Source organism: Streptomyces griseicoloratus (assembly GCF_014534645.1).
GTDB classification, from domain to species: Bacteria; Actinomycetota; Actinomycetes; order Streptomycetales; family Streptomycetaceae; genus Streptomyces; species Streptomyces griseicoloratus.
This window is the reverse complement of record NZ_JACVQF010000232.1, coordinates 1-14,354: the sequence shown is the minus strand read 5'-3', so window position 1 is coordinate 14,354 and position 14,354 is coordinate 1. Positions and strand designations below refer to the sequence as shown.

The following is a 14,354-nucleotide window of genomic DNA, read 5'->3' as shown; positions in this document are numbered from 1 at the left end:
GTCGACGTGGCGCCGATCGGCGACGTCAAGTGGGTCGAGATCGACAACCACGACGACCTCGCCAAGGGCCGGGAGATCGCGTGCCAGTACTGACCCGGCTCATCCCGTCGCCGGTCGTCGTCGACATCCGCCCCGGCGCCCTCGACGACCTCGGCTGCGTCCTCGCCGACGAGCGCATCTCCCACTCGGGCAAGCTCGCCGTCGCCGTCAGCGGCGGCTCCGGCGCCCGCCTGCGCGAGCGCGTCGCCCCGTCCCTGCCCGGCGCCGACTGGTTCGAGGTCGGCGGCGGCACCCTGGACGACGCGGTCCGCCTGGCCGGCGCCATGAAGGGCGGCCACTACGACGCGGTCGTCGGGCTCGGCGGCGGCAAGATCATCGACTGCGCCAAGTTCGCCGCGGCGCGCGTCGGCCTGCCGCTGGTCGCCGTGCCCACGAACCTCGCACACGACGGCCTGTGCTCCCCGGTCGCCACCCTCGACAACGACGCGGGCCGCGGCTCCTACGGCGTCCCGAACCCGATCGCGGTCGTCATCGACCTGGACGTCATCCGCGACGCCCCGGTGCGCTTCGTACGCGCCGGCATCGGCGACGCCGTCTCCAACGTCTCCGCGATCGCGGACTGGGAGCTGGCCAACCGCGTCAAGGGCGAGCGGATCGACGGTCTCGCGGCCGCGATGGCCCGTCAGGCCGGCGAGGCCGTGCTCCGGCACCCGGGCGGCATCGGGGACAACGACTTCCTCCAGGTGCTCGCCGAGGCGCTGGTCCTCAGCGGCATCGCCATGTCGGTGTCCGGCGACTCCCGGCCCTCTTCCGGGGCCTGCCACGAGATCAACCACGCCTTCGACCTGCTCTTCCCCACCCGCGCGGCCGCCCACGGCGAGCAGTGCGGCCTGGGCGCGGCCTTCGCAATGTTCCTGCGCGGGGCGCACGAGGAGTCGGCGTACATGGCCGAGGTACTGCGCCGGCACGGGCTGCCGGTGCTGCCGGAGGAGATCGGCTTCACGCCGGACGAGTTCGTCCGGGCCGTGGAGTACGCCCCGCAGACCAGGCCCGGCCGGTACACGATCCTCGAACACCTCGACCTCAAGACCGACCAGATCAAGGACCAGTACGCCGAATATGTCAAGGCCATCGGTAGCTGAACTACGCCCGGTCGTCCACCCCGCGGGGGTCAAGGACCGGCGCAGCGGTGAGCACTGGGCGGGACGCCTCTACATGCGCGAGGTCTCGCTGCGGATCGACCGCTACCTGGTGAACACCAGGATCACGCCCAACCAGCTCACGTACCTGATGACCGTCTGCGGCGTCCTCGCCGCCCCGGCCCTCCTGGTGCCGGGGATCTGGGGCGCCGTGCTCGGCGTGGTGGCGGTCCAGCTGTACCTGCTGCTGGACTGCGTCGACGGCGAGGTCGCGCGCTGGAAGAAGCAGTACTCGCTCGGCGGCGTCTACCTGGACCGGGTCGGCGCCTACCTCACCGACGCCGCCGTCCTGGTCGGCCTCGGCCTGCGCGCCGCCGACATCTGGGGCACCGGACGCATCGACTGGCTGTGGGCCTTCCTCGGCACCCTGGCCGCCCTCGGCGCCGTCCTGATCAAGGCCGAGACCGACCTGGTGGGCGTCGCCCGGCACCAGGGCGGGCTGCCGCCGGTCAAGGAGTCGGCGTCGGAGCCGCGTTCCTCCGGCATGGCGCTGGCCCGCAGGGCCGCCGCGGCCCTGAAGTTCCACCGGCTGATCCTCGGTATCGAGGCGTCCCTGCTGATCCTGGTCCTCGCGATCGTGGACGCGAGCCGGGGCGACCTGTTCTTCACCCGGCTCGGCACCGCCGTGCTCGCCGGCATCGCGCTCCTGCAGACCCTGCTCCACCTGGTCTCCGTGCTCGCCTCCAGCAGGCTGAAGTGAGCGGCGCGATGAAGGTCGGCGCGGTCGTCATCACCATGGGCAACCGCCCCGAGGAACTGCGGGCCCTGCTCGACTCGGTCGCGAAGCAGGACGGCGACCGGGTCGAGGTGGTCGTGGTCGGCAACGGCTCGCCCGTCCCGGACGTGCCCGCCGGCGTGCGCACCGTCGAACTGCCCGAGAACCTCGGCATCCCCGGCGGCCGCAACGTCGGCATCGAGGCGTTCGGCCCCGGGGGCACCGACGTCGACATCCTGCTCTTCCTCGACGACGACGGACTGCTCGCCCGCACCGACACGGCCGAACTGTGCCGTCAGGCGTTCGCGGCCGACCCGGAGCTCGGCATCATCAGCTTCCGCATCGCCGACCCGGACACCGGCGAGACCCAGCGCCGGCACGTCCCGCGGCTGCGCGCCTCCGACCCGATGCGCTCCTCGCGGGTGACGACCTTCCTCGGCGGCGCCAACGCCGTCCGCACCCGCGTCCTCGCGGAGGTCGGCGGACTGCCGGACGAGTTCTTCTACGCCCACGAGGAGACCGACCTGGCGTGGCGGGCCCTCGACGCGGGCTGGATGATCGACTACCGGTCCGACATGGTGCTGTACCACCCGACGACCGCGCCCTCGCGGCACGCGGTCTACCACCGCATGGTCGCCCGCAACCGGGTCTGGCTGGCCCGGCGCAACCTTCCCGCACCGCTGGTCCCCGTCTATCTCGGGGTCTGGATGCTGCTCACCCTCCTGCGCCGGCCCTCGGGCCCGGCCCTCAAGGCGTGGTTCGGCGGGTTCCGGGAGGGCTGGGGCAGCCCCTGCGGTCCCCGTCGGCCGATGAAGTGGCGTACGGTGTGGCGGCTGACCCGGCTGGGCCGGCCCCCCGTGATCTGACAAGCTCGTACCCGAGGCCATCGGGGCCCGTCCCGGGCCAACAGGTTCATGCCAGGCCCGTCAGGCCGCGCATCGACGAAGACGAAAGTTTCCACTAGTGAGTGAGACAACGCACGACGGCACGGTCGCGACGACCACGCCCGTGTCGCCCGACGAGGGCCTCACGCCCGCACGGCTGGCCGCCAAGTACGGGCTCTCCGTGAGCGGCGCCCGGCCGTCCCTCGTCGAGTACGTCCGTCAGCTCTGGGGGCGGCGGCACTTCATCCTCGCCTTCTCCCAGGCGAAGCTGACCGCCCAGTACAGCCAGGCCAAGCTCGGCCAGCTGTGGCAGGTGGCCACACCGCTGCTCAACGCGCTCGTCTACTTCACGATCTTCGGCCTGATCCTGAACGCCGGCCGCGGCATGCCGAAGGACGTGTACATCCCGTTCCTGGTGACGGGCGTGTTCGTCTTCACGTTCACCCAGTCCTCGGCGATGGCCGGCGTGCGCGCCATCTCCGGCAACCTCGGCCTGGTGCGGGCGCTGCACTTCCCGCGGGCCTCGCTCCCGATCTCCTTCGCGCTCCAGCAGCTCCAGCAGCTGCTGGCCTCGATGATCGTGCTGTTCGCGGTGGCGGTGGGCTTCGGCAGCTACCCGACCCTGTCCTGGCTGCTGATCGTCCCGGCCCTCGCCCTGCAGTTCCTGTTCAACATGGGCCTCGCGCTGATCGTGGCCCGGATGGGGGCGAAGACGCCGGACCTGGCGCAGCTGATGCCGTTCATCATGCGGACCTGGATGTACGCGTCCGGCGTGATGTTCTCCATCCCGATCATGCTGGAGGACAAGCCGGCCTGGATCGCCGACGTCCTCCAGTGGAACCCGGCCGCCGTCTACATGGACCTGATGCGCTTCGCGCTGATCGACGGCTACGGCTCCGAGAACCTCCCGCCGCACGTGTGGGCGGCCGCGCTCGGCTGGGCGGTGCTCGTCGCCGTGGGCGGCTTCGTGTACTTCTGGAAGGCGGAGGAGAGGTACGGCCGTGGCTGAGCAGCAGCAGGGCGGGCGGGTTCCGACGGTCATCGCCGACGACCTGCACATCGTCTACCGCGTCAACGGCGCGAGGACCGGCAAGGGCAGTGCGACCGCGGCCCTCAGCCGCATCCTCAAGCGGGGAGAGGACCGGGGCGTGCGCAAGGTGCACGCCGTGCGGGGCGTCTCCTTCGTCGCCTACCGGGGCGAGGCCATCGGCCTGATCGGTTCCAACGGGTCGGGCAAGTCGACCCTGCTGCGGGCCATCGCCGGCCTGCTGCCCGCCGAGCGGGGCAAGGTCTACACCGACGGCCAGCCCTCCCTGCTCGGTGTGAACGCGGCGCTGATGAACGACCTGACCGGCGAGCGGAACGTCATCCTGGGCGGTCTCGCCATGGGCATGACCCGCGAGCAGATCAAGGCGCGCTACCAGGACATCGTCGACTTCTCGGGCATCAACGAGAAGGGCGACTTCATCACCCTGCCGATGCGCACGTACTCCTCCGGCATGGCCGCCCGCCTGCGCTTCTCCATCGCCGCGGCCAAGGACCACGACGTCCTCATGATCGACGAGGCCCTGGCCACCGGTGACCGGAAGTTCCAGACCCGCTCCGAGGAGCGCATCCGGGAGCTGCGCAAGGAGGCCGGCACGGTCTTCCTGGTCAGCCACAACAACAAGTCCATCCGCGACACCTGCAACCGCGTCCTGTGGCTGGAGCGCGGCGAACTGCGCATGGACGGCCCGACGGACGAGGTGCTCAAGGAGTACGAGAAGTTCACCGGCAAGTAGGGCGACACGCGGGGGCCCCGCCGGAACTGTTCCGACGGGGCCCGCGTCTGCAAAGGAAGCGTCAACTCCTGGTGCTGCCAGGAATCTTGAAGCGAATCGGTGTGTTGTTGTGATGCGCAGGACACCCCGACGAACCCCGGTGAGTTGTACAACGTAAGCTGTACCGGTCCCGAATCGCGGCACATGGGGCGATAATGCCCGACACCCTCAAGCGGGCCTGCCGCGCGGGCGGCCGGGCGGCGTGTCCGGAATAGTGTGTATTGGGTCCGCAGTGTAGAACGGGAGATGTGACGGCAATGGCTACGGAAACTCCCCGGCTCCGCGAAGCATGCGCCGTCCCCGTTCCGGGCAGCGGTCAGTGACGGGCGCCGGCACGGCACAGGCCGTCGATCCGGAGCGCGGCACGCTCGACAAGGCCGCGGGTGAGAACTTCCCCGTGGCCCCGTTCTTCCTGCCCCGGGACTGGCGCACCGACCTCATGGCCGTGTACGGCTTCGCCCGGCTCGTGGACGACATCGGCGACGGCGACCTGGCCCCCGGCGGCGCCGACGCCCGCCTCCTCGGCGTCCCGGACGAGCGGGCCGGGGACCGCCTCGCCGTGCTGGACGCCTTCGAGGCCGACCTGCACAGGGTCTTCGACGCCGGCTCCACGCCGGGCCACCCCCTGCTCCGCCGTCTCCGGCCGACCGTGCGCCGCCGCTCGCTGACCCCCGAGCCCTTCCTCGGCCTGATCGCCGCCAACCGCCAGGACCAGCTGGTGAGGCGGTACGAGACCTACGACGACCTCCTCGCCTACTGCGAGCTGTCCGCCAACCCGGTCGGCCGGCTCGTCCTGGCCGTCACCGGCACCTCCTCACCCGAGCGGATCCGCCGCTCCGACGCGATCTGCACGGCCCTGCAGATCGTCGAGCACCTGCAGGACGTCGCCGAGGACCTGGCCCGGGACCGCATCTACCTGCCCGCCGAGGACATGAAGCGCTTCCACGTCCAGGAGGCGGACCTCGCGGCGAGCACCGCCGGCGCGTCGGTGCGCGCCCTGGTCGCCTACGAAGCACAACGCGCCCGCGATCTCCTGAATGAAGGCGCCCCCCTGGTGGGTAGCGTCCACGGCAGGCTCAGACTGCTGCTCGCAGGGTTCGTGGCGGGGGGAAGGGCGGCCATCCGGGCGATCGCCGCCGCCGATTACGACGTTCTTCCCGGCCCGCCCAAGCCCGGCAAGGTCCAGTTGCTGCGCGAGGTGGGCGTGACCCTGCGAGGAGAGGGGTGATCCGGACCGTGGAGTCGCCAGCACACGCGTCCGCACCGGTACTCGCCGCGTACAGCTACTGCGAGGCCGTCACCGGACAACAGGCCCGCAACTTCGCCTACGGCATCAGGCTGCTGCCGACGCCGAAGCGCCGGGCGATGTCGGCGCTGTACGCGTTCTCGCGCCGCGTCGACGACATCGGCGACGGCGCGCTCGCCGACGACGTCAAGGTCGCGAGGCTGGAGGACACCCGGGAGCTGCTCACCCGGATCCGCGAGGGCGAGGTCGACGAGGACGACACCGACCCGGTCGGTGTGGCGCTCGCCCACGCCGCCCGGCAGTTCCCCATCCCGCTCGACGGGCTGGACGAGCTGATCGACGGCGTCCAGATGGACGTGCGCGGCGAGACCTACGAGACCTGGGACGACCTGAAGGTGTACTGCCGCTGCGTGGCGGGCGCCATCGGACGACTCTCGCTCGGGGTGTTCGGCACCGAACCGGGCGCGCGCGGCGCCGAGCGGGCCCCCGAGTACGCCGACACGCTGGGGCTCGCGCTGCAGCTCACCAACATCCTCAGGGACGTCCGCGAGGACGCCGAGGGCGGGCGCACCTACCTGCCCGCCGACGACCTCGCCAAGTTCGGCTGCTCGGCCGGTTTCAGCGGGCCGATCCCACCGGAGGGCTCCGACTTCGCGGGCCTCGTGCACTTCGAAGTGCGACGGGCCCGCGCCCTTTTCGCCGAGGGCTACCGGCTGCTCCCCATGCTCGACCGGCGCAGCGGCGCCTGCGTCGCCGCCATGGCCGGCATCTACCGCAGGCTTCTCGACCGGATCGAGCGCGACCCGGAGGCCGTGCTGCGCGGCCGGGTCTCGCTCCCCGGACGGGAGAAGGCCTATGTCGCCGTGCGCGGACTGTCCGGACTCGACGCCCGGCACGTGACCCGGCGTACCGTCAGGAGGCGCACCTGATGGACGAACCGGTCCGAGGCGGTGCCGCCGGGGAAGAACGGCGGGCAACCCTCCGGTGGCGCGCGGCGTCCCTGACTGAGACGGTCGGCCGTACACCGTTCAAGCAGCATGGCGACCGCGCAGGGGAGGGTGCACGATGACCCACACCGAAGGGACGCGTCCCGAAGGGCCGCTCGCCGGCGTCCCGGACCGCTCCGGCAGGCACGCCGTCGTGGTCGGCGGCGGACTCGCTGGCATCACGGCCGCGCTCGCGCTCGCCGACGCCGGTGTGCGCGTGACCCTGCTCGAAGGCCGGCCGCGCCTCGGCGGACTCGCCTTCTCCTTCCAGCGCGGCGGCCTGACCGTCGACAACGGCCAGCACGTGTACCTGCGCTGCTGCACCGCCTACCGCTGGTTCCTGGACCGCATCCGGGGGACGGCGCTCGCTCCGCTGCAGGATCGTCTCGACGTGCCCGTCGTCGACGTCACCAAGCCCGAGGGACGGCGGCTCGGCAGACTGCGGCGCGACGCGCTGCCGGTGCCCCTGCACCTGGGGCGCAGCCTCGCGACGTATCCGCATCTCTCGCTCGCCGAGCGCGCCAAGGTCGGACGCGCCGCGCTCGCGCTCAAGGGGCTCGACCTCGCCGATCCGACCCTGGACACCCAGGACTTCGGCAGCTGGCTGACCGCGCACGGCCAGTCGGCGCGTGCCGTCGAGGCCCTGTGGGACCTGGTCGGGGTCGCCACCCTCAACGCGGCCGCGGGCGACGCCTCCCTGTCGCTCGCCGCGATGGTGTTCAAGACCGGTCTGCTGTCCGACCCGGGCGCGGCCGACATCGGCTGGGCACGCGTCCCCCTGGGTGAACTGCACGACCGGCTGGCCCGCAAGGCGCTCGACTCCGCGGGCGTCCGTACCGAGGTCCGTACACGCGTCACCTCCGTCTCTGTCAACGAGAACGGCGGCTGGAGCGTTCAGGTTCCCGGCGAGACGCTTCGGGCGGACGCCGTGGTCCTCGCCGTACCGCAGCGCGAGACCTACGACCTGCTGCCCGAGGGCGCCCTGGACGCCCCCCGGAACCTGCTGGAGATCGGCACCGCGCCGATCCTCAACGTCCACGTGGTCTACGACCGCAAGGTCCTCGACGCGCCGTTCCTCACGGCCCTCGGCACCCCGCTGCAGTGGGTGTTCGACCGTACCGAGGCCTCCGGTCTGAAGGGGGGCCAGTACCTGGCGGTGTCCCAGTCGAACGCGCACGGGGAGATCGACGAGCCCGTGGCCGCGCTGCGCGAGCGGTACCTGCCCGAACTGGAGCGGCTGCTGCCCCGAGCCCGGGGCGCCGGGGTGAAGGACTTCTTCGTGACCAGGGAGCGCACCGCGACCTTCGCTCCCGCCCCCGGCGTCGGACGGCTCAGGCCCGGCGCCCGCACCAAGGCACCCGGCCTGTGTCTGGCCGGAGCGTGGACCGCCACCGGGTGGCCCGCGACCATGGAGAGTGCGGTCCGCAGCGGTGTCGAGGCGGCGGGTGCCGTCCTCGGCGCCCTGGGCCGGTCCCGTGATCCCCTTCCCGACTTCTTCGAGGAGGCGGCGTGAGAACCGATCCGCACGGGACCGACTTCCGCACTCTCGGCACCGCAACTGGAGGAAAGACTGTGCCCACTGTGCCCCCGGCCTCGACGGCCGATCGAAGGACCACGGTGGACGTGACCGCGCTGCTGGAGCGCGGCCGGACCCTGGCCACGCCGGAGCTGCGGGCGGCCGTCGACCGCCTCGCACCCCCCATGGACACCGTCGCCGCCTACCACTTCGGCTGGATCGACGCCCAGGGCAACCCCGCGGACGGCGACGGCGGCAAGGCCGTGCGCCCGGCGCTCGCGGTGCTCTCCGCCGAGGTCACCGGCGCCGCCCCCGAGACCGGCATCCCCGGCGCGGTGGCCGTCGAACTGGTGCACAACTTCTCGCTCCTGCACGACGACCTGATGGACGGCGACGAGCAGCGCCGCCACCGCGACACCGTCTGGAAGGTGCACGGCCCCGCCCAGGCCATCCTCGTCGGCGACGCCCTGTTCGCCCTGGCCAACGAGGTGCTGCTGGAACTCGGCACCGTCGAGGCCGGCCGCGCCGCCCGCCGCCTGACCACCGCGACCCGCGCCCTCATCGACGGCCAGGCGCAGGACATCTCCTACGAGCACCGCGACCGGGTCACCGTTGAGGAGTGCCTGGAGATGGAGGGCAACAAGACCGGCGCCCTGCTCGCCTCCGCCAGCTCCATCGGCGCGGTGCTCGGCGGCGCCGACGAGCACACCGCCGACACGCTGGAGAAGTTCGGCCACCACCTCGGCCTGGCATTCCAGGCCGTCGACGACCTCCTCGGCATCTGGGGCGACCCGGAGGCCACCGGCAAGCAGACCTGGAGCGACCTGCGCCAGCGCAAGAAGTCCCTCCCGGTCGTGGCCGCGCTCGCGGCGGGCGGCGACGCCTCCGAGCGGCTCGGCGAGATCCTCGCCGCCGACGCCAAGAGCACCGATTTCGAGAACTTCTCCGAAGAGGAGTTCGCGGCCCGCGCGGCCCTCATCGAGGAGGCGGGCGGCCGCGACTGGACCGCCGAGGAGGCGCGCCGCCAGCACACCATCGCCATCGAGGCCCTCGACGCCGTGAACATGCCCGACCACGTCCGGGACCGGTTCAGGGCGCTCGCCGACTTCGTCGTCGTACGAAAGAGATGATCATTATCGGTCGAACAGCCCTCGCGTAGTCGCCGGCCGGTGCCGCGGGCAAGCGCACCGGCCGACGGCGGACCCACAGCAGACGCACCACTGCACGAAGGGGAAGCCATGACAGCGACGACCGACGGAAGCACCGGAGCGACCCTGCCGCCCCGGGCAGCCGCGGCCAGCGAAACAGCCGACATCACCACCCCCGCGGCGACGGCCGGGGTACACGAAGCCGCCGCACGCGCCACCCGGCGCGCCACCGACTTCCTGCTCTCGCGGCAGGACGCCCAGGGCTGGTGGAAGGGCGACCTCGAGACGAACGTCACCATGGACGCCGAGGACCTGCTCCTGAGGCAGTTCCTGGGGATCTCCGACGAGGACACCACACGCGCCGCCGCGCTGTTCATCCGCGGCGAGCAGCGCGAGGACGGCACCTGGGCCACCTTCTACGGCGGGCCCGGCGAACTGTCCACCACCATCGAGGCCTACGTCGCCCTGCGCCTGGCCGGGGACGCGCCCGACGCCCCGCACATGGCGAGGGCGTCGGAGTGGATCCGGGCCCAGGGCGGCATCGCCGCCTCCCGCGTCTTCACCCGGATCTGGCTCGCCCTGTTCGGCTGGTGGAAGTGGGAGGACCTGCCCGAACTCCCGCCGGAGCTCATCTACTTCCCGAAGTGGGTGCCGCTCAACATCTACGACTTCGGCTGCTGGGCCCGGCAGACCATCGTGCCGCTCACCATCGTCTCGGCGAAGCGGCCGGTGAGGCCCGCGCCCTTCCCGCTCGACGAGCTGCACACCGATCCGGCGCACCCCAGCCCGCCGCGGCCCCTGGCACCCGCGGCCAGCTGGGACGGCGCCTTCCAGCGCATCGACAAGGCGCTGCACGTCTACCGCAAGGTCGCCCCGCGCCGGCTGCGCAGGGCCGCGATGAACACCGCCGCCCGCTGGATCATCGAGCGGCAGGAGAACGACGGCTGCTGGGGCGGCATCCAGCCGCCCGCCGTGTACTCGGTCATCGCGCTGTACCTGCTGGGGTACGACCTCGAACACCCCGTGATGCGCGCGGGCCTGGAGTCGCTGGACCGGTTCGCGGTGTGGCGCGAGGACGGGGCCCGGATGATCGAGGCCTGCCAGTCGCCGGTGTGGGACACCTGCCTGGCGACCATCGCGCTCGCGGACGCCGGGGTGCCCGCGGACCACCCGCAGCTGGTCAAGGCCGCCGACTGGATGCTCGGCGAGCAGATCGTGCGGCCCGGCGACTGGTCGGTGCGCAGGCCGGGGCTGCCGCCCGGCGGCTGGGCGTTCGAGTTCCACAACGACAACTACCCCGACATCGACGACACCGCCGAGGTGGTCCTGGCGCTGCGCCGCGTCAGGCACCACGACCCGGAACGGGTGGAGAAGGCCATCGGGCGCGGGGTGCGCTGGAACCTCGGCATGCAGTCGAAGAACGGGGCCTGGGGCGCCTTCGACGTCGACAACACCAGCCCCTTCCCCAACCGGCTGCCGTTCTGCGACTTCGGCGAGGTCATCGACCCGCCGTCCGCGGACGTCACCGCGCACGTCGTGGAGATGCTCGCGGTCGAGGGGCTCGCCCACGACCCGCGCACCCGGCGCGGCATCGAGTGGCTGCTCGCCGAGCAGGAGCCCAGCGGCGCCTGGTTCGGCCGGTGGGGCGTCAACTACGTCTACGGCACCGGATCGGTCGTGCCCGCCCTGGTCGCCGCCGGACTGCCCGGCTCGCACCCGGCGATCCGCCGCGCGGTGGCCTGGCTGGAGTCCGTCCAGAACGACGACGGCGGCTGGGGTGAGGACCTGCGCTCCTACCGGTACGTCAAGGAGTGGACCGGCAAGGGAGCCTCGACCGCCTCGCAGACCGCCTGGGCGCTGATGGCGCTGCTCGCGGCGGGGGAGAAGGACTCCAAGGCCGTCGAGCGCGGTATCGAGTGGCTGGCGGCCACCCAGCGGGAGGACGGCTCCTGGGACGAGCCGTACTTCACCGGCACCGGATTCCCCTGGGACTTCTCCATCAACTACCACCTCTACCGGCAGGTCTTCCCGCTCACCGCGCTCGGCCGGTACGTGCACGGAGAACCCTTCGCCGGCCAGCGGGCCGCCGGACGGTCCTCCACCGGCAAACCGCTCGCCGAGGCCGAGGCGGGCTGATGACCCCGCAGCCCGCTCCGGCTCCGCTGCTGATCGCCTGCGCGCTCGGCATCGAGCACCTCGCCCTGCGCTCCGGCGACCGCAGCGGGGCCGGCGGGCCGGTCACCGTCCTGCGGACGGGCATGGGGCCGAAGGCCGCCGAGCGCTCCGTCACCCGGGTCCTGGCCGACCCGGCGCTCGGCGCCGCCGCCGTCCTGGCCACCGGTTTCTGCGCGGGACTCGCCCCCGGCATGCACCCCGGCGACCTGGTCGTCGCCGGGGAGACCCGGGAGCCGCGCGGCACCGTCGGCTGCGTCGGCACCGAACTGCTCGTCAAGGAACTCGTGCGCACCGTGCCCGGGCGCACCGTCCACACCGGCCCGCTGACCGGCTCGGACCACGTGGTCCGCGGCCCCGAGCGGGCCGATCTGCTCGCCACCGGCGCGATCGCCGTCGACATGGAGTCGGCGGCCACGCTGCTGAGCGCCGTGCGCGTGGGCGCGCGCCCGGTTGCGGCCGTCCGGGTCGTCGTGGACGCTCCAGAACATGAACTCGTCCGGATCGGCACACTGCGCGGTGGAATATCCGCCTTCCGCGTTCTTCGATCCGTGCTTCCGGCTTTTTTCGAATGGCACCGTTCTTTGCTGCTCCCCAGGAGGTGAGCCAGATGGCCATGCCGCTGCGCCAGTCCATCAAGGTCGCTACATACTTGGCCGAACAGAAGCTCCGCAGGCGGGACAAGTTTCCGCTCATCGTCGAGCTGGAGCCGCTCTTCGCCTGCAACCTGAAGTGTGAGGGCTGCGGCAAGATCCAGCATCCGGCCGGAGTGCTGAAGCAGCGCATGCCGGTCGCGCAGGCCGTGGGAGCGGTGCTGGAATCCGGTGCGCCGATGGTGTCCATCGCCGGTGGCGAGCCGTTGATGCATCCCCAGATCGACGAGATCGTGCGCCAGTTGGTGGCCAGGAGGAAATACGTTTTCCTTTGCACCAACGCACTTCTCATGCGCAAGAAGATGGACAAGTTCAAGCCCTCCCCGTACTTCGCCTTCGCGGTGCACATCGACGGCCTGCGCGAGCGGCACGACGAGTCCGTGGCGAAGGAGGGCGTGTTCGACGAGGCCGTGGAGGCCATCAAGGAGGCCAAGCGGCGCGGCTTCCGGGTCACCACCAACTCGACCTTCTTCAACACCGACACCCCGCAGACCGTCGTCGAGGTGCTCAACTACCTCAACGACGACCTCAAGGTCGACGAGATGATGATCTCGCCCGCCTACGCCTACGAGAAGGCCCCGGACCAGGAGCACTTCCTGGGTGTGGAGCAGACCCGCGAGCTGTTCAGGAAGGCCTTCGCGGGCGGCAACCGGCGCCGCTGGCGGCTGAACCACTCGCCGCTGTTCCTGGACTTCCTGGAGGGCAAGGTCGACTTCCCCTGCACCGCCTGGGCCATCCCCAACTACTCCCTCTTCGGGTGGCAGCGGCCCTGCTACCTGATGAGCGACGGCTACGTCCCCACGTACCGGGAGCTGATCGAGGACACCGACTGGGACAAGTACGGCCGCGGCAAGGACCCGCGCTGCGCCAACTGCATGGCGCACTGCGGCTACGAGCCCACCGCCGTGCTGGCCACCATGGGGTCGCTGAAGGAGTCCCTGCGCGCCATGCGGGAGACGGTCTCCGGGAACCGGGAGTGACGCCGTGACCGCCATCCCCCTGGGTGTTCCCGAGGTACCGGTCCGGCCGGTCGCCGAGCGCCGCGTCACGCGCCCGATCCAGGTCGGGCCGGTGACGGTCGGGGGCGGCGCACCGGTGTCCGTGCAGTCGATGACCACGACCCGTACGTCCGACATCGGTGCGACGCTGCAGCAGATCGCGGAGCTGACGGCGTCGGGCTGCCAGATCGTGCGGGTGGCGTGTCCGACGCAGGACGACGCCGACGCGCTCGCGGTGATCGCGAAGAAGTCGCAGATCCCGGTGATCGCGGACATCCACTTCCAGCCGAAGTACGTCTTCGCCGCGATCGAGGCGGGCTGCGCGGCGGTCCGGGTGAACCCGGGCAACATCAAGAAGTTCGACGACCAGGTCAAGGAGATCGCCAGGGCGGCGAAGGACCACGGCACGCCGATCCGCATCGGGGTGAACGCGGGCTCGCTGGACCGGCGGCTGCTGCAGAAGTACGGCAAGGCCACCCCGGAGGCGCTGGTGGAGAGCGCGCTGTGGGAGGCGTCCCTCTTCGAGGAGCACGACTTCCGGGACATCAAGATCTCGGTGAAGCACAACGACCCGGTCGTGATGATCGAGGCGTACCGGCAGCTCGCCGAGCAGTGCGACTACCCGCTGCACCTCGGGGTGACCGAGGCCGGCCCGGCGTTCCAGGGCACCATCAAGTCGGCGGTCGCCTTCGGCGCGCTGCTCTCGCAGGGCATCGGCGACACCATCCGCGTCTCCCTGTCGGCCCCGCCGGTCGAGGAGGTCAAGGTCGGCATCCAGATCCTGGAGTCGCTGAACCTGCGCCAGCGCGGCCTGGAGATCGTCTCCTGCCCGTCCTGCGGCCGCGCCCAGGTCGACGTGTACACGCTCGCCGAAGAGGTCACCGCCGGCCTGACCGGCATGGACGTCCCGCTGCGCGTCGCCGTCATGGGCTGCGTCGTCAACGGCCCCGGCGAGGCCCGCGAAGCCGACCTCGGCGTCGCCTCCGGCAACGGCAAGGGCCAGATCTTCGTCAAGGG

General features: G+C 71.5%; 14 protein-coding genes and 1 pseudogene. All 15 read left to right on the top strand.

The window, feature by feature from the left end:
- Positions 1–93: pseudogene (locus H0H10_RS34420) on the top strand (phosphocholine cytidylyltransferase family protein); the annotation flags it as partial.
- Positions 81–1,142: an iron-containing alcohol dehydrogenase family protein gene (locus H0H10_RS34415; RefSeq protein ID WP_188185116.1), complete on the top strand. Its 1,062-nt coding sequence runs from the start codon at positions 81–83 to the stop codon at positions 1,140–1,142. The pseudogene H0H10_RS34420 and the gene H0H10_RS34415, both read left to right, overlap by 13 nt.
- Positions 1,120–1,899 (top strand): CDP-alcohol phosphatidyltransferase family protein, encoded by a 780-nt coding sequence (locus H0H10_RS34410; protein ID WP_188185115.1) that lies wholly within the window; start codon positions 1,120–1,122, stop codon positions 1,897–1,899. The genes H0H10_RS34415 and H0H10_RS34410 overlap by 23 nt, the downstream gene beginning before the upstream one ends.
- Positions 1,900–1,907: 8 nt before the next feature.
- Complete coding sequence (locus tag H0H10_RS34405) at positions 1,908–2,780, top strand: glycosyltransferase family 2 protein (protein WP_188185118.1); 873 nt, start codon at positions 1,908–1,910, stop codon at positions 2,778–2,780.
- Between the two features lie 97 nt (positions 2,781–2,877).
- Positions 2,878–3,807: an ABC transporter permease gene (locus H0H10_RS34400; protein ID WP_188185114.1), complete on the top strand. Its 930-nt coding sequence runs from the start codon at positions 2,878–2,880 to the stop codon at positions 3,805–3,807.
- A complete protein-coding gene (locus tag H0H10_RS34395) occupies positions 3,800–4,579 on the top strand; it encodes an ABC transporter ATP-binding protein (protein WP_188185113.1) in 780 nt (259 codons plus the stop codon). The genes H0H10_RS34400 and H0H10_RS34395 overlap by 8 nt, the downstream gene beginning before the upstream one ends.
- Positions 4,580–4,937: 358 nt before the next feature.
- Entirely contained in the window at positions 4,938–5,846 is a 909-nt protein-coding gene (gene hpnC, locus H0H10_RS34390) for a squalene synthase HpnC (RefSeq protein WP_188185112.1), read from the top strand.
- Positions 5,843–6,793 carry a presqualene diphosphate synthase HpnD gene (hpnD, locus tag H0H10_RS34385; RefSeq protein WP_188185111.1) on the top strand — a complete coding sequence of 317 codons (951 nt, stop codon included), beginning with the start codon at positions 5,843–5,845 and terminating at the stop codon, positions 6,791–6,793. Before hpnC ends, hpnD begins: the two co-directional genes overlap by 4 nt.
- Positions 6,793–6,933: a DUF6380 family protein gene (locus tag H0H10_RS40330; protein ID WP_223180882.1), complete on the top strand. Its 141-nt coding sequence runs from the start codon at positions 6,793–6,795 to the stop codon at positions 6,931–6,933. Before hpnD ends, H0H10_RS40330 begins: the two co-directional genes overlap by 1 nt.
- Positions 6,930–8,363: a hydroxysqualene dehydroxylase HpnE gene (gene hpnE / locus H0H10_RS34380; protein ID WP_188185110.1), complete on the top strand. Its 1,434-nt coding sequence runs from the start codon at positions 6,930–6,932 to the stop codon at positions 8,361–8,363. The genes H0H10_RS40330 and hpnE overlap by 4 nt, the downstream gene beginning before the upstream one ends.
- A gap of 68 nt (positions 8,364–8,431) precedes the next feature.
- A complete protein-coding gene (locus H0H10_RS34375; RefSeq protein WP_188185117.1) occupies positions 8,432–9,496 on the top strand; it encodes a polyprenyl synthetase family protein in 1,065 nt (354 codons plus the stop codon).
- Positions 9,497–9,604: 108 nt separating this feature from the next.
- Positions 9,605–11,650, top strand: a complete 2,046-nt coding sequence (gene shc / locus H0H10_RS34370; protein WP_188185109.1) for a squalene--hopene cyclase — start codon at positions 9,605–9,607, stop codon at positions 11,648–11,650.
- Positions 11,650–12,291 carry a phosphorylase family protein gene (locus tag H0H10_RS34365; RefSeq protein WP_188185108.1) on the top strand — a complete coding sequence of 214 codons (642 nt, stop codon included), beginning with the start codon at positions 11,650–11,652 and terminating at the stop codon, positions 12,289–12,291. The genes shc and H0H10_RS34365 overlap by 1 nt, the downstream gene beginning before the upstream one ends.
- Positions 12,292–12,296: 5 nt before the next feature.
- A complete protein-coding gene (hpnH, locus tag H0H10_RS34360; protein ID WP_188185107.1) occupies positions 12,297–13,319 on the top strand; it encodes an adenosyl-hopene transferase HpnH in 1,023 nt (340 codons plus the stop codon).
- A gap of 4 nt (positions 13,320–13,323) precedes the next feature.
- On the top strand, positions 13,324–14,354 hold a 1,031-nt coding region (ispG, locus tag H0H10_RS34355; RefSeq protein ID WP_188185106.1), incomplete at its 3' end, for a flavodoxin-dependent (E)-4-hydroxy-3-methylbut-2-enyl-diphosphate synthase.